19 protein-coding genes are annotated in these 21,155 nt (G+C 64.9%); 7 read left to right on the top strand and 12 right to left on the bottom strand.

Annotation, left to right across the window (positions count from 1 at the left end):
- Nucleotides 1-4: 4 nt before the first annotated feature.
- The 3 genes from aepX to P3T18_RS20295 are packed head-to-tail and all read left to right on the top strand — an operon-like array spanning nt 5 to nt 3,976.
- Nucleotides 5-1,726: a phosphoenolpyruvate mutase gene (gene aepX, locus P3T18_RS20305; RefSeq protein WP_429301751.1), complete on the top strand. Its 1,722-nt coding sequence runs from the start codon at nt 5-7 to the stop codon at nt 1,724-1,726.
- On the top strand, nt 1,723-2,895 hold the full coding sequence (aepY, locus tag P3T18_RS20300) for a phosphonopyruvate decarboxylase (protein ID WP_429301750.1): 1,173 nt from the start codon (nt 1,723-1,725) through the stop codon (nt 2,893-2,895). Before aepX ends, aepY begins: the two co-directional genes overlap by 4 nt.
- 13 nt (nt 2,896-2,908) lie before the next feature.
- Nucleotides 2,909-3,976, top strand: a complete 1,068-nt coding sequence (locus tag P3T18_RS20295; protein WP_429301749.1) for a 2-aminoethylphosphonate aminotransferase — start codon at nt 2,909-2,911, stop codon at nt 3,974-3,976.
- A gap of 22 nt (nt 3,977-3,998) precedes the next feature.
- Here P3T18_RS20295 and P3T18_RS20290 read toward each other — a convergent pair whose 3' ends face one another.
- The 12 genes from P3T18_RS20290 to P3T18_RS20235 all read right to left on the bottom strand — a co-directional run bounded on the left by P3T18_RS20290 (nt 3,999) and on the right by P3T18_RS20235 (nt 17,965).
- Nucleotides 3,999-4,139 carry a hypothetical protein gene (locus tag P3T18_RS20290; protein WP_165924003.1) on the bottom strand — a complete coding sequence of 47 codons (141 nt, stop codon included), beginning with the start codon at nt 4,137-4,139 and terminating at the stop codon, nt 3,999-4,001.
- 96 nt (nt 4,140-4,235) lie between these two features.
- Nucleotides 4,236-4,940 carry a PIG-L family deacetylase gene (locus P3T18_RS20285; RefSeq protein ID WP_429301748.1) on the bottom strand — a complete coding sequence of 235 codons (705 nt, stop codon included), beginning with the start codon at nt 4,938-4,940 and terminating at the stop codon, nt 4,236-4,238.
- A 189-nt stretch (nt 4,941-5,129) separates the two neighbouring features.
- Complete coding sequence (locus tag P3T18_RS20280; protein ID WP_429301747.1) at nt 5,130-6,674, bottom strand: UdgX family uracil-DNA binding protein; 1,545 nt, start codon at nt 6,672-6,674, stop codon at nt 5,130-5,132.
- A 144-nt stretch (nt 6,675-6,818) separates the two neighbouring features.
- Nucleotides 6,819-7,406 (bottom strand): nucleotidyltransferase family protein, encoded by a 588-nt coding sequence (locus P3T18_RS20275; RefSeq protein WP_429301746.1) that lies wholly within the window; start codon nt 7,404-7,406, stop codon nt 6,819-6,821.
- A gap of 184 nt (nt 7,407-7,590) precedes the next feature.
- Complete coding sequence (locus P3T18_RS20270) at nt 7,591-9,801, bottom strand: xanthine dehydrogenase family protein molybdopterin-binding subunit (protein WP_429301745.1); 2,211 nt, start codon at nt 9,799-9,801, stop codon at nt 7,591-7,593.
- On the bottom strand, nt 9,798-10,799 hold the full coding sequence (locus P3T18_RS20265) for an FAD binding domain-containing protein (protein WP_429301744.1): 1,002 nt from the start codon (nt 10,797-10,799) through the stop codon (nt 9,798-9,800). Before P3T18_RS20265 ends, P3T18_RS20270 begins: the two co-directional genes overlap by 4 nt.
- Before the next feature lie 13 nt (nt 10,800-10,812).
- Nucleotides 10,813-11,559 carry a 2Fe-2S iron-sulfur cluster-binding protein gene (locus tag P3T18_RS20260; RefSeq protein WP_429301743.1) on the bottom strand — a complete coding sequence of 249 codons (747 nt, stop codon included), beginning with the start codon at nt 11,557-11,559 and terminating at the stop codon, nt 10,813-10,815.
- A gap of 501 nt (nt 11,560-12,060) precedes the next feature.
- Nucleotides 12,061-12,750, bottom strand: coding sequence for a type 1 glutamine amidotransferase domain-containing protein (locus tag P3T18_RS20255; protein ID WP_429301742.1), 690 nt, complete (start codon nt 12,748-12,750; stop codon nt 12,061-12,063).
- A 106-nt stretch (nt 12,751-12,856) separates the two neighbouring features.
- Nucleotides 12,857-13,462 (bottom strand): TetR/AcrR family transcriptional regulator, encoded by a 606-nt coding sequence (locus tag P3T18_RS20250; protein ID WP_429301741.1) that lies wholly within the window; start codon nt 13,460-13,462, stop codon nt 12,857-12,859.
- Nucleotides 13,463-13,547: 85 nt separating this feature from the next.
- Entirely contained in the window at nt 13,548-14,840 is a 1,293-nt protein-coding gene (locus P3T18_RS20245) for an aspartate carbamoyltransferase (RefSeq protein ID WP_429301740.1), read from the bottom strand.
- 182 nt (nt 14,841-15,022) lie between these two features.
- Nucleotides 15,023-15,826: a hypothetical protein gene (locus P3T18_RS20240; RefSeq protein WP_429301739.1), complete on the bottom strand. Its 804-nt coding sequence runs from the start codon at nt 15,824-15,826 to the stop codon at nt 15,023-15,025.
- A 69-nt stretch (nt 15,827-15,895) separates the two neighbouring features.
- Entirely contained in the window at nt 15,896-17,965 is a 2,070-nt protein-coding gene (locus tag P3T18_RS20235) for a putative bifunctional diguanylate cyclase/phosphodiesterase (RefSeq protein ID WP_429301738.1), read from the bottom strand.
- 195 nt (nt 17,966-18,160) lie between these two features.
- Here P3T18_RS20235 and P3T18_RS20230 point away from each other — a divergent pair, with 195 nt between their 5' ends.
- From P3T18_RS20230 to P3T18_RS20215, 4 genes are all read left to right on the top strand, one after another.
- Complete coding sequence (locus P3T18_RS20230) at nt 18,161-18,556, top strand: ester cyclase (protein ID WP_429301737.1); 396 nt, start codon at nt 18,161-18,163, stop codon at nt 18,554-18,556.
- Between the two features lie 172 nt (nt 18,557-18,728).
- Nucleotides 18,729-19,145 carry a rhodanese-like domain-containing protein gene (locus P3T18_RS20225; protein ID WP_429301736.1) on the top strand — a complete coding sequence of 139 codons (417 nt, stop codon included), beginning with the start codon at nt 18,729-18,731 and terminating at the stop codon, nt 19,143-19,145.
- Between the two features lie 86 nt (nt 19,146-19,231).
- Complete coding sequence (locus P3T18_RS20220) at nt 19,232-20,215, top strand: helix-turn-helix domain-containing protein (RefSeq protein ID WP_429301735.1); 984 nt, start codon at nt 19,232-19,234, stop codon at nt 20,213-20,215.
- A 102-nt stretch (nt 20,216-20,317) separates the two neighbouring features.
- On the top strand, nt 20,318-20,917 hold the full coding sequence (locus tag P3T18_RS20215; protein WP_429301734.1) for an HD domain-containing protein: 600 nt from the start codon (nt 20,318-20,320) through the stop codon (nt 20,915-20,917).
- Nucleotides 20,918-21,155: the final 238 nt, after the last annotated feature.

The raw sequence follows: 21,155 nt of genomic DNA, 5'->3' as shown, positions 1-21,155 counted from the left end.
AACCATGAACGCCCGCGAACCTGCATTCGTTCCCACTTCCCGTAGCGCGCGTCTGCGCCAGATGCTCGTCAGCAGCGAACTCGAATTCATGATGGAGGCGCATAACGGTCTGTCGGCGCGTATCGTCCGCGAAGCCGGCTTCAAGGCGATCTGGGGTTCGGGGCTCGCGATCTCGGCGCAATTCGGTGTGCGCGACAACAACGAAGCAAGCTGGACCCAGGTCGTCGATAACCTCGAATTCATGGCCGACGCCAGCGACCTGCCCATCCTGCTCGATGGCGATACGGGCTACGGCAACTTCAACAACGTGCGCCGTCTGGTGCGCAAGCTCGAACAGCGCGGCATCGCCGGCGTCTGTATCGAAGACAAGCAGTTCCCGAAGACGAACAGCTTCATCAACGGCGAAGCGCAACCGCTCGCCGATATGGACGAGTTCTGCGGCAAGATCAAAGCCGGTAAAGACTCGCAGTCGGATGAAAACTTCTCGATCGTCGCGCGCGTGGAAGCGCTCATCGCCGGTTGGGGCATGGACGAAGCGCTGCGTCGCGCGGAAGCGTATCGCCAGGCCGGCGCGGACGCGATCCTGATCCACTCGAAGCTTTCGCGTCCCGACGAAATTCTCGAATTCGCGCGCGAATGGGCCGGGCGCGGTCCGCTCGTGATCGTGCCGACCAAGTACTACAGCACGCCCACGGAAGTGTTCCGCGAAGCCGGCATCAGCACAGTGATCTGGGCCAACCATCTGATCCGCGCGGCCACCTCGGCCATGCAGGCAGTTGCCAAGGAAATCCATTCGAGCGAAACGCTCGTCAACGTGGAAGACAGCATTGCTTCGGTCAACGAAATTTTCCGCCTGCAGGACGCCGACGAATACTCGGAAGCCGAAGACCGTTACCTGACGAGCGGCCGCGCGGCAAGCGCCGCCGTCGTGCTCGCGGCGAGCCGCGGCGCGGGCCTGGAAGCCGTCACGGAAGACCGTCCGAAAGTCATGCTGCCGATCGCAGGCAAGCCGCTGCTGCGCTGGCTGGTCGATGCGTTCAAGAAGCAGGGCGTGAACGACATCACCGTGGTGGGCGGTTATCGCGCGGATGCGATCGACACCGCCGGCATCAAGCTCGTAGTCAACGAACGCCACGCGCAAACCGGCGAACTCGCGTCGCTCGCCTGTGCGATCGGCAACGTCGCGGGCGACACGGTCGTCTCCTACGGCGATCTGCTGTTCCGCAGCTACATCCTGCGCGATCTGGTCGAGAGCGAAGCGGCGTTCAGCGTGGTGGTCGATTCGTCGCTCACCGACGCGGAAAACGCCAGCGTGCGCGATTTCGCGTGGTGCTCCGCCGCCGACGACCGCGGTCTGTTCGGCAACAAGGTCACCTTGCGTCACGTGTCGAGCGGGCAGGACGCCGCGTCGGCCATTGCTTCGCAAACGCCGCATGGCCGCTGGGTCGGTTTGCTGAACGTGCGTGAAGCCGGCCGCGAGCGTCTGCAGACCGTGCTCGGCCAGTTGCAGACGCGCGCCGATTTCGACACGCTCGACATGCCGGCGCTGCTCAATGCGCTGATCGAAGCCGGCGAGTCGATCGAGGTGCAATACGTGCACGGCCACTGGCGCGGTGTGAACGACCTGGAAGATTTCCGTCGCGCGGGCGATTTCGCTCACGGACAGGCGCCGTTCGCGGCAGCCGTCGGCGGCGCATCGGAAGCAGCGGGCGGAGCCGCACAATGATCGAGGCAGCACAGTTCGTCGAGGCGGCGCGCGAGCGCGGCTTCGACTGGTATGCCGGTGTGCCGTGCTCGTATCTCACGCCGTTCATCAACTACGTGGTGCAGGACGAATCGCTGCACTACGTATCGGCGGCCAATGAAGGCGACGCGGTGGCGTTGATCGCCGGCGTCACGCTCGGCGCGCAGAACGGCCGGCGCGGCATCACCATGATGCAGAACTCGGGCCTCGGCAACGCCGTGAGCCCGTTGACGTCGCTCACGTGGACCTTCCGTCTGCCGCAATTGCTGATCGTCACGTGGCGCGGCCAGCCGGGTGTCGCCGACGAACCGCAGCATGCGCTGATGGGACCCGTCACGCCCGCGATGCTCGACACCATGGAAATTCCGTGGGAAACCTTCCCGACCGAAGCGGATGCCATCGGTCCGGCGCTGGATCGCGCAATCGCCCACATGGACGAAACCGGTCGTCCGTATGCGCTCGTGATGCAAAAAGGCAGCGTGGCGCCCTACGAATTGAAGGACGGCAGCAGCGTCGCGCGTCGCACGCCGGTCGCGCCGCTTGCGCAGTTCGGCGGTGTGACGCCGGACGAATTGCCGTCGCGGCACGAGGCTTTGCAAAAGGTGATCGCGCGCACGCCGCTCGAATCGACGGTGGTGCTCGCGTCGACCGGGTTCTGCGGCCGCGAACTCTACGCGATCGACGACCGGCCCAACCAGTTGTACATGGTCGGCTCGATGGGCTGTGTGACGCCGTTCGCGCTGGGTCTGGCGCTCTCGCGTCCGGACCTGCACGTGGTCGCGCTCGACGGCGACGGTGCGGCGCTGATGCGCATGGGCGCATTCGCGACGCTCGGCGCGTACGGCGGCGCGAATCTCACGCACATCCTGCTCGATAACGGCGCGCACGATTCGACCGGCGGCCAGGCGACGGTGTCTTCGCAGGTGTCGTTCGCGGGTGTGGCGGCGGCGTGCGGTTATGCGTCGGCCGTGGAAAGCGACGACCTGAACGTGATCGACGCGCTGTTCGACGCGCCGGCGCAGAACGGTCAACGCGGCCCACGTTTCGCGCGGCTCGCGATCCGCCGTGGCACGCCCGACGGCTTGCCGCGTCCCACCATTACTCCGCCCGATGTGAAGACGCGTTTGATGCGCCACATCGGCGCCGCCTGAAGGAGAGCGCTTCATGTTGCTGCTCAATCCCGGTCCGGTGACGCTCACCGAGCGCGTGCGTCACGCGCTATTGCAAACGGACCTGTGCCATCGCGAAAGCGAATTTTTCGATCTGCAGGAAGAGGCGCGCACGCGTCTGGTCGATCTGTACGGTCTGGACGCAAACCAGTGGCAGGCCGTGCTCATGACGGGCTCCGGCACAGCCGCCGTGGAAAGCATGACGGCCGCGCTGGTGCCGCGCAACGGCAAGCTGCTGGTGATCGAAAACGGCGTGTACGGCGAGCGCATTTCGCAGATCGCCACGCAATACGGCATCGCGCACGAGTCGCTGAAGCACGACTGGATGCAGGCGCCCGATCTCGCGAAGATCGCCGAACGGCTCGACGCCGATAAGGACTTCACGCACGTCGCGGTGATTCATCACGAGACCACCACCGGCCGTCTGAACGATCTGGCCACGCTCGGCGCGTTGTGCCGCCAGCGCGGCCTGCGTCTGCTGGTGGACGGCGTGAGCAGTTTCGGCGCCGAAGCGATCGACTTCGCCGACATCAGTCTCGACGCCGTCGCGGCGACCGCCAACAAGTGTCTGCACGGCGTGCCGGGCGCGTCGTTCGTGCTGGTGCGGCGTGCCGCGCTGGAACAGGCGGCGAGCCGCACGTATTACCTCGACCTGGTTCGTCTCGCGCGCCTGCAGGATCAGCGCAACACGCCGTTCACACCCTCGGTGCACGCGTATTACGCGCTGGTCGAAGCGTTGCGCGAACTCGCCGACGAAGGCGGCTGGCAGGCGCGTCACGCCCGCTACGCCGCGCTGGCCGAACAGGCACGTGCGGGTCTCGCCGAGCGCGGCATCGGCAGCGTGTTGCCGCCGGAGCAGTCGTCGGTGGTGTTGCGCGCGTACCGTTTGCCCGATGGCGTGTCGTATCCGCAATTGCACGACGCCCTAAAGACGCGCGGCTTCGTCATTTATGCGGGACAGGGCGGCTTGTCGGCCGAACTGTTCCGTATCTCGACGATGGGCAATATCCACGCGGCCGACATCGACCGTCTGCTGCAAGGCTTCAGCGAACTGACGCGCTAGGCTACGCCTGCTCGCGCCATCTTCACACCGGGTCCTTGTCCGGCGGTCCGTCGGGCCGCTGGGGTTCCTCGGTGTGATGGCCGGGCGAAGGCGGCACTAGCGGGTCGGCTTCCGGATCGCGATTCGGATCGGCGTTCGGGTCGGGAATTGGGCTCGTATGCATGTCGTAGCTCATGGCATCACCTGGTGAGGCAGATCGTGGCGCGTCGAATGACGCGTCATATGACAAGCGGACCTTGCGCCGCGTTTTCTCATTCCGCTACCTTCTCGACCGACGCCCCGCGCTGAGTTGCCAGTAGCGTTCGGCGGCGAAAATATCCTCGTAATTCCCCGCGCCGAATGCGCGCAACTGACTCTCGTAGGCGTTCACCGCTTCGCGCTTGAGCAGAATCTGACGTTGCACGTCGATCGTATGATGCTCGCTCGGATGCGCGGGCGTCGCCACGATGCCGCGCTGCGCGAGATCGGCGAGGCGCGCCTGCACCACGCCGGGCGTGCGCCGGTGGATCGCTTCTTCGTAGCCGAACCATTCGAGGTGCGACAGACGCGGCAGCAGTTCGCAACACGCTTCGAAGACGCGGACGTGATCGTCGTGATGCAGACCGAGCGGCATCAGCAAGGTGTTCGCGGTGGTGCGGTAAATGGTTTCTTCGAGCGCGGCGACCAGTTTGCTGATCGACGGCGAGTCGAGATACTGGCTGTCGCGAAACGGCATGCGCAGCGGAATGGCGTCGAATACGTCGAGCGCGATGTTGTCTTCGAGCGTGCGCGCGTGAATGGCTTCGTGAGCGTCGTGAAAGCCCGCTCGCTCGTCCCATTCGGTATGCATGCGCTGCTCGGGCGGCGCGGCGAAAACCGTGCAGACCGCGGCGTCGGGATGAGCGGCGAGCAGGGCGCCGCAACTGAATACGGCGTCGTCGAAATGGGGCGAGACGATGAAAAGACGAGGGCTGGTTTCGCTCATGGATCGGTTGGTTGTCGAGGCGCGGGCGGTGTCCGGGGCGAAGCTTGCGCGCGTGGCGGCGTGAGCGCGGCGCGTCACCTCAGCTTAGGCTGAATCGGCGCGACTTGCGAAGCCGTTGTGCATGGCGCAATCCGCGTGCCTGGCGATGAGTGGGCTGGCGAGGCTCGCTGGTGGTCGTGTCGCGCCACCTCACGTGGAAAGCGGTAACGCGTCGCACACCGCGACATTCAGAGAGTTGGCCGCGAGTGATCGGGCGTGAGCGAATGCGGCGACGATCGTTGCCACGATGTCGTCGCGCAGTCGCACGTCGGCAGTTCTGAGCGCGTAGGCCGGATGCCAGGCCGGCACGATCAGCCGTCCGCCATGAGCGATGGTCTGGCCGAGATATTCGGACAGGTTGACATGCGCGCCGGTCAACGCCTTCAACGCGGTTGCGCCGAGCGTGACCACCACGCGCGGCGCGACGCGCGCCAGTTCGTCGTCCAGCCAGAACTGACAAGCCTCGACTTCGCGCCGCGCGGGCGGGCGGTGCACGCGCTGCTGCGGCGCGGCCTGACCCGGCTGACGGCCAGGCGTTTCCCACTTGTAATGCTTGACGGCATACGTGAGGTAAAGCGTCTCGCGTTCGAGGCCGGCGCGCGCCAGGATGCTGTCGAGCAATTGGCCCGCCGGTCCGCTGAACGGCGTGCCGTGCTGATTCTCATGCTCGCCGGGTTGCTCGCCGACCACCATGATGGCCGCCTGCCCGGACCCCACGCCCGCGACGGCCTGCTTCGCATTGCGCCACAGCGCGCAGCGCCTGCAGGTGGCAAGCGGGCCATTGTGTTCGCGCAGCGGGGGCGTCATGGCCGAGTATTCGACGGGCGGTGCGGCCGGCACCGTGACCACGCCGCTCTGCGCGCCGCGACGGCTGCGCGCGCGTGCAAGCTGCGCCGGTAAAGGCGGCCCCGCGGCCGGCACGCACCAGTAGCGCAGCGGCACCGGCGCAGGCGTCGAATTGAAGACACTGGCGTAATGCGCGAGCCAGAGCGCCTCGGTGGCCTCGCTGGTGACGGCTTCACCGGACATGGCGTCGGGTGACACAGTTGGCACAGCTGACACGCTCTGGACGAGGTCTTCGGAAACCGGCCGCCCGATGCGCAACAGCATGCCGTTCCAGAAGGCGGCGCCTTGCGGCGTGGCCAGCATCCACGTGGAATCGCCCATGCGGTCGACGAAGCGGGCGGCGGCCCGCTCCAGCAAATCGTGGCGCGGTTCGTACCAGCCGACGAATTCCGGCCACCCCATCGACGGATCGCGCCGTCGGAAGCGGGTGTGGATCATGAGATCCATGGTTTCGCTCTCGACCGCGTGGACACGTTCGTCGAGTAGCGCGCCGTCGGCGTCGGTCAGGTGAATGGCCTCGCGATCGCCGTGCGTCCAGCGCCACAGGATGCGGTAGAGCAGGCCCCAGCGATCCGGCACGCGGCAGCACGCGGCGGTTTTCAGACGGACCAGCAGATCGCGTGGAACCGCGAGCGAAGGCGTGGACGCGCCGTTCCGGCCAGAGACGTTCGCGGCCGTTTGCGCGCCAGCGCCCGCAGCCACGGCCGCTGACTCGGCCGCATTGCCAGCGTCAACGCCATTGCCGTTCTCGATCCACTCCACCTGCGACGGCTCGACGCCCTGCTGCAACAGGGCGCGCGCGGCGCGGCGCCAGGCGGAGAAAAATGGATCGATTGAAATGCGGTTCATGCCGACGCGCCGTGCTGCGCGAACGCGCTTCGATTGGCGCTGTACGTTCAGTCGGCTAAAATACTGTATGGATGTACAGTATGCGCCGGAACCTGCTGTCGAAGCAAGTGCGCCCGCGGTTGCCGGCGCTGCCTTGGGCCAACCTTATAGCTTGCGCAGATCGTCGGGTGTATCCACGTCGCGCAGAATGCCCGGATCGTCGACATCGAGCCGCGTCACCTGTTGCGACATCAGCAGGGAGCGCGCGCCGGTATCGCCGTCGAGGGTGAGCAGGGCGTCGCGATGCGCGATGCCGAAGCCGACCGGATGGCCGCGCTGTCCCTGGTAGAACGGCGCGACCAGCGAGGCGCCGCCGTCGAGCGAACGCGCCACGGCTTCGATCGACGCAATCTCGATGCGCGGCATGTCGGCCAGCGCCACGATCCAGCCTTCGGCCTCGTCGCTCGCCTCGATGCCGGCTGCTAGGCTGGCGCCCATGCCGCGCTCGGCGTCGGCAGTGAACACCACGTCGCATCCGGCGTCGTTGAGCAGGCGGGCGAGGGCGTCGGAGCCCGGCCGCACCACCGCCAGCACACGCGTCACGACCCGCAGCAAACGGTGCGCGGCTTCGTGCGCGACCGGCGTTCCGTCAGGCATGCGGGCAAGCAGCTTGTTGTGCAAACCTTCGGGATCGAAGCGCGAGCCGAAGCCGGCGGCGAGCAACACGCCGGTGGCGAGCGAAGCGTAGGCCATGGGCGGGCACCGGTAGAGAGGATGAGACCGATTGTGCGATGCAACGCAGCGACAGGCAAGCGGGAATCTATTCCGGCCCGCCTGCATCCGTGGGCGCCGTTCGTCGGTGAATCGTCGCTGGCTCATCCACTGCCGGCTACGTGCGGGCGAGTCGCGGCGCGCGCCGAGCCCGCACGTCCAGCGATCAGACCATCACCTTGTCGAGCGTCACGGGCAGATCGCGCACGCGCACGCCGGTGGCGTGATACACCGCGTTCGCGATCGCCGCCGACACGCCGGTAATGCCGATCTCGCCGATGCCGCGCACGCCGAGCGAGTTGATGTACGGGTCCGGCCGGTCGAGAAACGTGATGTCCAGCGAACCGATGTCGGCGTTCACCGGCACGTGATACTCGGCAAGATTGGCGTTGGTAAAGCGGCCGTACCGCGTGTCGAGCGTGCTCTCTTCCTCCAGCGCCGCGCCCACGCCCCACACGATGCCGCCCATCATCTGACTGAGCGCCGTCTTCATGTTCAGCACGCGGCCCACGTCGTACACGGCCACCACGCGCGCCACGCGTATCGTGCCGAGGTCCGCGTCCACGTGAACCTCGACGAACACCGCGCCGAACGAGTGAAACGAATACTTCTGTTTTTCGTCGCCGGGTCTGACCGTCGAGCTTGCTTCGATCGGTTTGCCGCCGGCGCGCGCGATGATCGCCGCCGCCGGATCGCGCTTCGACGGTTGCGAGCGGCTCGTCACCCAGCCGTTGTCGACGGTGATGTCGTCGAGCGGCATGCCGTGCACCGGCGAGGCGGCGTCGGCCAGCGCGAGCGCGATCAACTGGCTGCGCGCCTGACTGGCGGCGTCGCGCACGGCGGGCGAGACGCTCGCGGCCGACTGCGAGCCGCCCGACACCGGCGCTCTCGGCAAGGACGAATCGCCGAGCGCGAAGTGGATTTTTTCCGGCGCGAAACCGAGCGCGTCGGCGGCGACCTGGGTCATCACCGTGTAGGTGCCGGTGCCGATATCCTGCGTGCCCGAGGCGACCATGGCCGTACCGTCCGGCAGAATCCGCGCGATGGCGGCGGCCTCGCTGCGATTGGCCGGATACGTGGCGGTCGCCATGCCCATGCCGACCAGCGTGTTGCCCGAGCGTGTCGAACGCGGCGCGGGATTGCGATGCGACCAGCCGAATTTCTGTGCGCCGATCTGATAGCACTCACGCAAGGATTTGCCCGACCACGGTTTGTTCTCCTGCGGATCGGCCTCGGCGTAATTTCTCAGACGCAGCGCGAGCGGGTCCATCTTCAGCGCGACGGCGAGTTCGTCAATCGCCGATTCGAGCGCGAACGAACCGGTCGTCTCGCCCGGCGCGCGCGTAAAGGTAGGCGTGCCGACGTTCAGCGGCACGAGCCGGTGCGTGGTGATCTGGTTCGGCACGGCGTACGACATGCGCGTGACCATGCAACACGTCTCGGTCCAGTCCTCGATCATCGACGTGTGCGAGATGCTGTCGTGACGCATCGCGGTCAGCGTGCCGTCGCGGCGCGCGGCGAGTATGAAGCGCTGCTCGGTGCGCGGCCGCGCGCCCACGGGCCCGAACATCTGCGGCCGTTCGAGCACCAGCCGCACCGGACGTCCGGTCTGTTTCGCGGCCATCGCGCACAGACTCACGTGCGACCACGACGAGCCCTTGCAGCCAAAACCGCCGCCGACGAACGGTGAAATCACGCGCACGTCGCCGGGTGATACGCCGAGCGTTTTCGCCACGGCGAGCGCCGCGCTGCTGACGCCTTGCGTCGCGTCGTAGAGCGTGAGTTGCGGGCCGTCCCAGTGCGCCATCGTGGCGTGCGGCTCCATCGGATTGTGATGTTCGATCGGCGTGGTGTACGTCGCGTCGATATGCACGGCGCCGCTTTGCATGCCGTCGTCGAAGCTGCCGCGCTGCGTGTCGGTTTGCCGGCCCTGCGGTTTGTCGGGCGCGTGCGCGTTCGGCTTGGCCGCGCCGAAATCGAGTGTCGCGGGCGCGCTTTGATAGACGATGCGCAGCTGACGCGCGGCGTCGGTGGCATGTTCGAGCGTATCGGCCACGACCACCGCCACCGGTTCGTTGCTGTAATGAACTTCGTTATCCTGCAGAAGTGAAAGACGCCGCCCGGCAGGTGGCGCGAGCGGCGGTTTGCCGCCATTGGGCAAACGCGGCGCGTTCTGATACGTCATGACGAGCAGCACGCCGGGCAGCGCCTGGGCGCGGCTCGCGTCGATCGATGTAATCGTGCCGCGCGCAATCGTACTCGTGACGAGTACTGCATGCGCGAGCCGCGCTTCGGGAAACTCGGCGGCGTAGCGCGCTTCGCCCGTCACTTTCAGCAGACCGTCGATACGGTCCAGCGGTTGACCGATCATATTCATGCGACACCTCCCGCGTGGCCTGCTGCCTGATTCACGGCACGCACGATGGCACGTTGCGCGAGCTGCACCTTGAAGCGATTTTCCTGTTGCGGCCGGGCGTCGCGCAGTGCGGCCGCCGCGGCGTCGTTCAGCGTTGCCTGCGTGAGCGGCTTGCCGGCAAGCATCGCTTCGGCCGCGCTCGCGCGCCATGGTTTATGCGCGACGCCGCCCAGCGCGATGCGCGCGGTCTGCACGCGCTCGCCGTCCATCTGCAACGCAGCGGCCACCGACACCAGCGCGAATGCGTAACTGGCGCGGTCACGCACTTTCAGATAGTGCGAGTGAGCGCTGAAGAGCGGCGGCGGCAGATCGACTGCCGTGATCAGTTCGCCGGGCTGCAATGTGGTGTCGACGTCGGGACGGTCGCCGGGAAGGCGATGGAAGTCGGCGAATGCTATGGTCCGCTCGCCGGCGGGGCCGTTGACGCGCACCACGGCATCGAGCGCGGCCAGCGCCACGCTCATATCGGACGGATTCACGGCAATGCATTGCGGACTCGCGCCGAGAATCGCATGCGTGCGATTGTGGCCGTCGAGCGCGGCGCATCCGCTGCCCGGCGAGCGCTTGTTGCATTGCGTGAATGCGGTGTCGTAGAAATAGCCGCAGCGCGTGCGTTGCAGCAGATTGCCGCCCACGGTCGCCATATTGCGCAATTGCGACGACGCGCCCGCGAGGAAGGCCTGCGAGAGCAGCGGATATTGCTCGCGAATCAGCGCGTGATTGGCCGCGTCGCTGTTGCGCATCAGCGCGCCGATACGAACGCCGCCGTCGGGCAGCGTGGTGATCGTATCGAGTCCACGAATATGGGTGATATCGATCAGGCGTGCGGGCCGAGTTACGCCGCCCTTCATCAGATCGAGAAGATTAGTGCCGCCGCCGATGAACACCGCACCGGGCTGTTGTGCCGCACGTATGGCACCGGCGACGTCGCCGGCGCGTTCGTAAGAGATCGCATCCATGCTGGTCGCTCCGTCAGGCGTTGCAGCTGCCAAATGGTTTGTTATTGCTACTGCTGGTTGTCGTGGCGCTGTCGTGCACCGCGCGCACCGCGGCGACGATGTTCGCATACGCACCGCAGCGGCAGATGTTGCCGCTCATGCGCTCGCGGATCTCGTCGTCGGACAGTTGCGGCGGGCGGCTGCGCACATCCGCTGTCACGGTGCTTGCCGTGCCGTTGCGGAATTCTTCGAGCAGGGCAGTCGCGGAACACAACTGCCCGGGCGTACAGTAGCCGCACTGAAACGCGTCGTGATCGATGAAGGCGCGCTGCATCGGACTCAGTGCACCGGCGCGTGCGAGACCCTCGACCGTCGTGATGTTTTCGCCGTCGTGCATGACCGCGAGCGTCAGACACGAGTTGATGCGGCGTCCTTCCACGAGCACCGTGCAGGCGCCGCATTGTCCGCGGTCGCAGCCTTTCTTCGTGCCCATCAAGCCGGCGTATTCGCGCAACGCATCGAGCAGGGTGACGCGCGGTTCGAGTTGCAAGGTATAGGCGCGGCCATTGACGGTCAGCGTGAGCGGACGCGGCGGCACGGGAGCGTGGGTTTCGACGCCTGGCGCGGCAGGCGCGGGTGCCTGCGCGCGCAGATGCGGCGCCGCGCCGACGGTGGCAACCGCGGCGGCCGATTGCAGAAAGCGGCGGCGTGAAGGACGGCCCGGTGTCGTGTCGGGCGGCTCGCCCGAGTCCGGATTGCGACGATCGTTATTCGTTGACATGACGTTCTGCTGGCTCCATTGAAAGGTCAATGCAGGCTGGCGACGTGCCGGTCTTCGATTCATGCATGCTTGCTCGAAGCTCGCGGCCTGACTGATCCGGGACAGGATCAGATGCAGCAATTTCGATGCCGTTGCCGGTACGCGGATCGTGCGTCCGGCTTTTCGCGCTCGTAGGAAAGACAGAAACGGATGCGCGCGAATGGTGGCACGCGCAACCATTCGTGCGGATGCCTGGTCGTGACGCGCGCCAAGCAGGAAGGTGCGCTCAACGATCGGGAAAGTAAATACGGGGACCGCGCTTCTTTGCCGGTGTTAAGCGAAAGACAGTTTTGTGCGGGATGAGGAGTCGGGCGACGCCTGGAAGACGGGCGGGTCGACCGCGACGTGACTAAACAGGTGACTAGACAGGTAACTAAGCGCCGGGTCGACGTTGAAGAAGCTGCTCTTGCGTAGCAATCAACGGCGCGCTGCCGGCGAGGCGAGCAGCGCGCGATGCAGCGCTTACTTTGCCGCGAGTGCGGGATGCTTCAGTAACAAGGCCGCGGCCGGCGACGAAGAAGCCGGGTTTTGTCCCGTGATCAGCAGGCCGTCGCTCACCACGTACGGCGCCCAGTCGTCGCCCTTCGAATAAACGCCACCCTTGGCCTTGAGTTCGTCCTCGACGAGGAAGGGCACGATGTCGGTCAAACCCACCGCGGCTTCCTCGCTATTGGTGAAGCCGGTCACCTTCTTGCCGTCGACCAGCGGCTTGCCGTCCGCCGACTTCACGTGACGCAGCACGCCGGGCGCGTGGCACACCAGCGCGACGGGTTTGCCGGCCGCGACGAACGATTCGAGCAGCGCGATCGAGTGACGGTCTTCGGCGAGATCCCACAGCGGACCATGGCCGCCCGGATAGAAGACGGTGTCGAAGTCCGCCTGCTTCACGCTGTCGAGACGCACGGTGGCGGCGAGTTGCGCCTTTGCCTGCGCGTCCTGCTCGAAACGGCGCGTGAGGTCGGTCTGATTGGCCGGTTCGTTGCTCTTCGGATCGAGCGGCGGCTGGCCGCCCTTGGGCGAAGCCAGCACGATTTCCACGCCGGCTTCCTTGAACGCGTAGTACGGCGCGGCAAGCTCTTCGAGCCAGAACCCCGTCTTGCGGCCCGTGTTGCCCAATTCATCGTGCGAGGTCAAAACCATCAGTACTTTCATGTCGCTTCTCCATCGGGGTGAGTGAAGGTGGTTCTATAGTAGACCAGTCGTCTAGTAACTGGGTCAAAAAAAGCACTTCCGAAGAAGTGCGGTCGTCGGCCGATGTTCAGTCCGACGGATTCAGCATGTGCCGTGTTGTTGCCAGAGCCGTGGCGAAAGGCTCGGTGTTCCGAACGATCTTGACCATCACGCTCGCGCCGAGCCAGAGCTGATAAAGACTCTGCGCCACGCCGCGCGGGTTGCCGTGAATCGCGAGCGACCCGTACGCCACGCCGGCCTCGATGGCGTCGGCCAGTCTCGCGACGATGCCTGCCGTGCCGCGATCGAGCACCGCCCGCATGGCTTCCGACATATCCGCGACTTCGGCACCCAGTTTCACGGCGAGACATTTGCCCTGACACTCCGAGAACGACTGGGTTTCCTGCCAGACACCCCAGTAGTTCATGAGTCGCTGCGCCATGGTCAGATCCGGCGCGGCGAGGATTGCGTCCATCTCGGCGAGATACTCTTCGAAATAGCTTTCGAGCATGGCCACGCCAAACGCGTCTTTCGAACCGAAGTAGTGATAAAACGAACCCTTCGGCACGCCGGCGCCGGACAGAATTTCGTTGAGTCCTACTGCCGAGAAGCCTTTGGCGCCGATCAGCCGTTGTCCGACGGCGATGATATTCGCGCGGACGTCGACGGTTTCGGAGGTGTTGGCAGTGCTCATGAAGCGACTTTAATGGATAGTAGACCAGTCGTCTAGTGATTTTTTAAACCAGCTTCGCAATCAGTGCGAAGCCGGTCGGCCGATGTCAGTCGATACCGTGGAATACCGCGTCGTCCGGACCGAGGTACACAGGCGGGCGCCATGCGGCGTCGCGCATGGAGTGCTGCACCAGCTTTTCGACGCCCAGCAGCACCGCGAAAATGGCCATGCGCACCGGAATGCCGTTGTCGGTCTGGCGGAAAATCGCCAGACGCGAATCGTGGTTCAGGTCCACGCTCAGGTCGTTGGCGCCCGGCCGGCTGTCGCGCGGCAGCGGGTGCATGATCAGCGTGTCGGGTCCGCAGACGCTGTCCATCAGCGCCTGATTGATCTGGAAGTCGGGCGTATAGCCTTCGAAAGATTCGTCCGTGAAGCGTTCTTTCTGGATGCGCGTGGCGTACACCACGTCGGCGCCGCGCAGGCCTGCCGGCAGGTCGTGCGTCTGCTCGATCACGTGACCGTTGCGCGAAATCTGGTCGATGATGTAGCTCGGCATTTCGAGCATGGGCGGCGAGATCAGCGTGAACTTGATGCCGCGATAAAGCGCGAGCAATTTCACGAGCGAGTGCACCGTGCGCCCGTATTTCAGGTCGCCCACGAGAGCGATATGCGCGCCGTCGACGATCTTGCCGAGCCGCGAGAATTCGCGCTGGATCGTGTAGAGGTCGAGCAGCGCCTGGCTCGGGTGTTCGCCCGGTCCGTCGCCGCCGTTGATCACCGGCACGTTGGTCGCGCGCGCGAATTCGGCCACCGAGCCCTGGTCCGGATGACGGATCACCAGGGCGTCGACGTAACCGCTCATCACGCGGCTGGTGTCATAGATCGACTCGCCTTTCGCCATGGACGAGAACGTGAAGCCAGTGGTGTCGCACACCGAGCCGCCGAGCCGGCAGAACGCCGCGCCAAAGCTCACGCGGGTCCGCGTGCTGGCCTCGAAAAACAGGTTGCCGAGCACCGCGCCTTCGAGCACGCGCGAGATTTTCCGGCGGCGTGCGATCGGCTGCATGATGTCGGCGACGCGGAACAGCGCCTCGACCGAGTCGCGCGAGAATTGATCGACGGACAGCAGTTGCGGCTTGCCTTCGAACAGCATCTGGCTCGCCAGCGACTGCGAGTCTACGCTTTGCGTATAGTTTTCGCCCGGCTCGCCATGCACGACGATTTCCGACACGAAGCGCTCGACGATCTCCGGCATGGCGCGCGATTCCTGCGAGTCGTCCGGCAGAAGCCACGTGTCCAGCGCGCGGCGCGAAACGCCGATGCGGCTCGCGAAGCTGTCGCGGGTCATGTTCATGCGACGCATGGCATCGCGTAAGAAGGCTTGTTGCGGGACGCTCATGCGGGCACCTGTCGGAAAAGAGTCGCGCACCGAATATGTACGCGGTGCGTATATTAGTTTTCCTGCCGCAGAAGTCAAGTATTTTTGTGACGCCAGACGAAGCGCTGGCTGAAGCCGGCCGCACGCAAGATGCCGCGCGGCCGGGCGGGCGGCCAGAACGGCCGCCGGCGAAGATCGAACGATCAGAGCATGCCGCGAAGCGAGCGGCGCGACGGCGTGTTGCCGCGGCCGAACGGCGCGGCGGACGACAGCAGGCCGCGCTGCGTGCGCGTTTCCCGCGATTCGGCGAGGCGTCGCAGCGCGCTCCGGTCGAGCGTGGCGAGCATGTCGCGCTCGACGAGTTGCAACTGGAAGGCGAGCACGATCAGTCCGCTTGCCAGCAGCAGGTCGCCGGCGAACACCACGGCGTACACCGCGGAGGTGTTCTGCGGATTGCCCAGAAGCAACGAAAGATTGCCGTGATTGAGCAGCACGAGCGTGAGCGGCACGAGGCCGTTCAGGCTGGCGATCACGCTGCCGAGCGCGACCATCAGCCGCGCCGGTCCGAGACGAGGGCGGCGTCGGCGAAATGCTTCATACAGCGTGGCGGCGCGGCAGGGCAGGAAGAACAGCGCCAGCAGGCAGCCGCGCAACACGAGCGGCAGCTTGAACGCGAGCGCGGCCGCATAGAGCGCGCCGAAGACGGCCGTGACCAGCAGTCCATAGCGCCACGGCGCTTTCGCGCCGAACAGTTCGCGCGTGCCCGACCAGATCAGAATGCGGCTCTGCAGCGCGAGGGTGGCGGTCGCGATCAGCAGCAAGTCGGTGTCCCAGCTCATGTGCAGCGCAAAGCAGGCGGAAGCGGCGCACAGCAGAAAAAAGCCGACGGTCCAGAAGCGGAACGCCGTGACGTGACGGAACATATGCGACAACGCCGTCGTGATGAGCGCGCAGCATAAAAACGTAATCAAACACATCGACGTGAACGTCGCTACATCAAATCTCATGAATTCTCCGGCACCCGTGCTGCTTGTTCGTCAAAGCGGGATATACGCGTATCAAACAGTTTCAGATGCTCAGGCAGCTACCATTTTCCCTCTCAACAGCGCGCCGAAATCGGCAGCGTTGAGCGGTTTGCCGAGCAGGAAGCCCTGCATTTCGTCGCACCTCATCGCTTTCAATATGTCCAGTTGCGACTCCGTTTCCACGCCTTCGGCCACCACGTCCATTTCGAGCGAATGCGCGAGCGCGATGATGGCCGAGACGATCGCGCTGCCTTCCGCGCCGTGCTCGTCGAGTCCGTTGGTGAAGAAGCGGTCGATTTTCAGCTGCTTCACGCGAAAACGCTGCAGGTAGGCGAGGCTGGAGTAGCCGGTGCCGAAATCGTCGATGGCGATCTCAAAGCCGCTCGCCTGGAATTCGCGAATCATTTCGATGGTGCGCGGCGCGTCCTGCATCGCCACGGTCTCGGTGATTTCGAACATGATCTGCTCGCAACGCACGCCCTCGTCGCGCACGATCTCCAGCATCATCGCGACGAGATTGGGTTGCGCCAGTTGACGCGGCGACAGATTGATCGCGACTTTCATCGCGGGCAGACCTTCGTCGACCCAGCGGCGAATCTGCCGGCAGGTTTCGCGCAACACCCAGTTGCCGATCTGCACGATCTGCCCGGAGCGTTCGGCAATCGGGATGAATTCCAGCGGCGTGATCGCGCCGAGTTCGGGATGCTCCAGCCGGATCAGCGCTTCCGCGCCCGCCAGCGAGTCACCCTTGCCGTGAAACTTGGGCTGGAAGTGCAGCGAGAAATGACCGGCGGCCAGCGCGTCGTGCAGCGCGCTCTGAATCTGTAGCGTGCGGGTGGCCGCTTCGTTCATGCTGCGCTCGAAGAAGCGATAGGTGCCGCGGCCGGCGCGCTTGGCCTCGTACATGGCGGCGTCGGCGTGTTTGAGCAGGGTGTCGACGGTGTCGCCGTCCTGCGGATAGAGGGCGATGCCGATGCTCGGCATGACCTGCAGCGGCTGCGAATCGGTCCACATGCCCTGACGCATCCGTTCCAGCACGCCTTCGGCCAGCATGCCCGCGGCTTCCCGCGAAGGCAGGTTTTCCGACAGCACGACGAATTCGTCGCCGCCCAGTCGCGCGACCGTGTCGCTGGAGCGCACGCATTGCAGGAGACGCTGGGCGAAGGCGGACAGCACTTCGTCGCCGACCGAGTGGCCGAGCGAATCGTTGATGGTCTTGAAGCCGTCGAGGTCCATGAACAGGATCGCGAACAGCGCGCGCTGACGCCGCGCGCTGCCGATCGCGCGGTCGATTCGTTCAGTTAGCGTGCTGCGGTTCGGCAAGCCGGTGAGCGTGTCGAGCGTGGCGAGTCGCACGATCTGACCGTTCAGGCGCGATACCGCGCCCGACAGAAAACTGGTGCGCGCGTCGAAGCGCGACATCATCAGGGTGACGATCAGGATCGCGAAGGTGAACAGGATCACCGAGGTTGCCAGCCACGCCGAGTTCACGCCGTTGGCCGCGCCGCAGATCGAGCCGACCGGGAAATTGGCCGCCGCCATGCCGACGTAGTGCATGCCGCTAATCGCCACCGCCATGACCAGCGCCGCGGCGAGGCGTTTGTGCAGGACGAAGCGATCCTCGTCGTTGCTGAGCGCGCGGGCGAGCCACAGCGCGGCGGTCGAGGCAACGATGGCAATGGCGATCGACAATGCGAACCAGGCCGGCTGATAGTCGATGCCCGGCTCCATGCGCATGGCGGCCATGCCGGTGTAGTGCATGCCGGCGATCGCGCAGCCCATCAGCACGCCGCCCAGCGCGAGCCGCGCAAAAGTGAGGCGCGATTGCGTGGTCACGAACAGCGCCAGATACGACGCGCCGACGGCGAGGGCGAGCGAATACGCGGTAATCGGCAGGTCGTAGCCGAGCGGTGTCGGCAGCGAAAAGGCGAGCATGGCGATGAAGTGCATCGACCAGATGCCGACGCCCAACGCCGCCGCGCCGCCCAGACGCCACGCCTGTCGCAGGCGAGCCGACGCGAGCACGAAAATGCGTCCCGTCAGGTCGAGCGCCGTGAACGACGCCAGCATTGCGACAGCGAACGAAATCGCGACCAGCCAAAAGTTGTATGAGCTCTGCATGTCAAGTCCAACCGCGATGAGGGAGGCGGCTGAACTTGTTATCGACAGTTCGGGGCGTTTATTTAATTGATTTTAGGCATATTCGCCATTGACTATGTTTATAGGCCGGCATGGCTCAATCGCCCGTCCGGCTTGCTTCACCTAAGCGTTTCACCGGGAATCGGTTTATCTATTCATGGATGGAGGCAGCGCGCAATGAATGAACGCGATCTTGCAGAAACTTACCGTGGCTATATCGCCTGTCTGAACGGGCAGGACTGGGCGGCGCTCGGCGAATACGTCGGCGACGATGTGGCGTACAACGGCGAGCGCATCGGTCTGGACGGTTATCGCGCCATGCTGGAGCGGGACTTTCGCGAGATTCCCGATCTGCACTTCGAGATCGTCACGCTGGTTTGCCAAGCGCCGCACGTGGCGAGCCGGCTGCATTTCGACTGTACGCCCGTCGGCGTCTTTCTCGGGCTGCCGGTAAACGGCAAGCGCGTCGTGTTTTCGGAAAACGTGTTTTACGAATTTCTCGACGGAAAGATCGGGCGGGTCTGGTCGATTATCGATAAAGCCGCTATCGAGCGGCAACTGCAGGGCGGGTGAGCCGCACTGCGGCTATGCCACCGGGCCGTAGAAGCAGGAGGTGGCGCGATGTTACCGGAATCTGTCATTTGCGCCACTGGCTGGAGCGAGCGGGGCGCCGGACAATGCGTAGCAACTGGCCGCACGCAACCGGTCATCGACCCACATTTCTACCCGAGCCCAAGGAGCCGACATGTCCGTTGTTTCATCTGTCCCTGCTGCCGCGAGCGCCGCCGCGCTGGCCCATTTCAGCGCGTCGCTGTCTTTCGAAACCGACTGCGCCGATGTCCACGCCGCCCTGACGGACGACGATCCGCGCTCGGTCGATTTCGTTCTGCTCGACGTGCGCAGTCCCGAGCATTTCGCGCGCGGTCATGTGCCGGGCGCCGTGAACCTGGTGCGCGGCAAGATCGTGGCGTCGAAGCTGGCCGCCTATCCGCCCGAGACGCTGTTCGTCACCTACTGCGCGGGACCGCATTGCAACGGTGCGACGCGCGCCGCGATCCGGCTCGCCGAGTTGGGACGTCCGGTGAAGATCATGATCGGCGGCATCACGGGCTGGCTCGACGAAGGTTTCGAGCTTGCGCAGGTAGGCGAAGCGCTGACGTAACGCCGGAAGAACCTTCGCGCCGGAGACCACGGCGTCGGCGCTTTTCATGGTGATAACATCGAGCCAATCTCTTAGCGGATGCGGCCATGAAAGCAGCTTACGAGCATGTCGACTTCGGCGCGAACTGTTCGGTCAGGATCTATCATCGGCGGCTGCCGAGAATTCCGTTCGAGTGGCACCATCATCCCGAGTACGAACTGACGCTCACCATGAACAGTCAGGGGAAACGGTACATCGGCGATTCGGTTTCCGTGTACGGCGACAATGACCTCGTGCTGGTTCCGCCGGACATGCCGCACACCTGGGCGTCCAATCTTTCGATCGACCCGTCGAGTTCGCAGGTCGCGATCGTCGTCTGGTTCGACGATACGTGGGTGCGGCGCCTCGCCGACCTCTGTCCGGAGTATTCCGATCTGCGTAGTCTTCTGCGGCGCGCCGTGTGCGGCCTCGTGTTCGAAGAAGGCTCGGGCGCGCAGATGCATCGGTATCTGGACCGGCTGTTGTCCGAGAATGCCCGTGAGCGTCTGGGCGCCGTGCTGGACATTCTGGTGTGGCTGGCGGATTTACCGGCCACGCCGCTCGCGTCGCCCAGCGCCTTCGTGGCACGTGTCGGCGCACCGTCCGGTTACGAGCCGGAACAGCTCAATCGCGTACTCTCGCTGATAGAAACCCAGTTCGAACGACCATTGCCGCTCGCCACGCTCGCCAACGCGGCCGGTTTGTCCGAGCGCTCGCTCACGCGGCATTTCGTCCAGCATCTCGGCGAAAGCGTCGGCCAGTACATCGCGCGCGTGCGGATCGGTCATGCGTGCCGTCTGCTCGCCGATACGGCCTTGCCCATTTCCGTGGTGGCGGCGCGTTCCGGTTTTTCCAACATCGCCAACTTCAACCGCCAGTTCAAGGCGGCGAAGCTGCTGACGCCCGCGGCTTTCCGCCAGCAATTCAAGGAAGCGAGGCGCGTCGAGGCCGAGGCGTCGCCTTCGCTTCTGGAGCGCCCGCCGTCGCTCGAAATCAAACGCGCGCCCGCAACCCGTGGTGCGGAGCGTGGCCGCCAGCGCCGGGCGCTCTGATGAATATCGCGCCAGGCCTCGACCGTCCAGACGCTCATCACATACGGTGTGTCCACCGAGTACACACCGCGACCATTTTGCAGACAAACAGGTACGTTTCAAATGACTAGTCCGTCCCTCGATCAGACCACCCGCCAACTCACCTTTCTCATGGAGTTGGACAAACTGAAGTCGATCATGCGGCAATCGCCTCTGATCAACCGAAGCCGCAAGGAGAATTCGGCGGAACACTCGTGGCACCTGTGCATGTTCGCGCTCGTTCTGTCGAATCACGCGAAAGACGTCGACGCGCTTCATGCCGTCAAACTTTTGCTGGTGCACGACATCGTGGAAATCGACGCGGGCGATCATCCGCTGCATGCAACGAGCGGTCAGGCCGAGGCAATCGCGCAAGCCGAGCAACGCGCGGCCGAGCGTATTTTCGGCCTGTTGCCCGACGATCAGGGGCGCGAATTGCTCGCACTCTGGCACGAGTTCGAGGCGGCGCAAACGCCGGAAGCCATTTTTGCCAAAGCACTCGATCGGTTGCAGCCCCTGCTGATCAACACGCTGTCGAACGGCGGCACGTGGACCGAAAACGGTGTCACCGAGCAGCAGGTGATGGAGCGATACGGACCGGTGATTAAACGCGGCTCGCCGGATTTGTGGGAAGCCGCGAGTCAGCGCGTTCGCGATTATTTCGCAGGAGCGGCCGGCAAGTAGGCCGACTGACTTGGCGGCGCTTCTTTCAGGGCGCCCGCGCTACTACGACGAATCGGCGTCGATGCAATACAACGGCGCCATCGTTCCCTCTCGCCACCATTCGCCATCAAACGCAGCCGCGCGTTCGTGCACGCGCGGCACGCACCTCATTTGCCGCCATCGCTGCGGCACTGCCGCATCAGGCATCTCACTTGCTGCACTCTTCCGCGGGAACGCACGCATCCACGTTCGAACTGTC

Origin of the sequence: Paraburkholderia sp. GAS199, assembly GCF_050436585.1 — a bacterium.
Taxonomy (GTDB): Bacteria; Pseudomonadota; Gammaproteobacteria; order Burkholderiales; family Burkholderiaceae; genus Paraburkholderia.
This window is presented reverse-complemented; position numbering and strand designations above follow the sequence as displayed.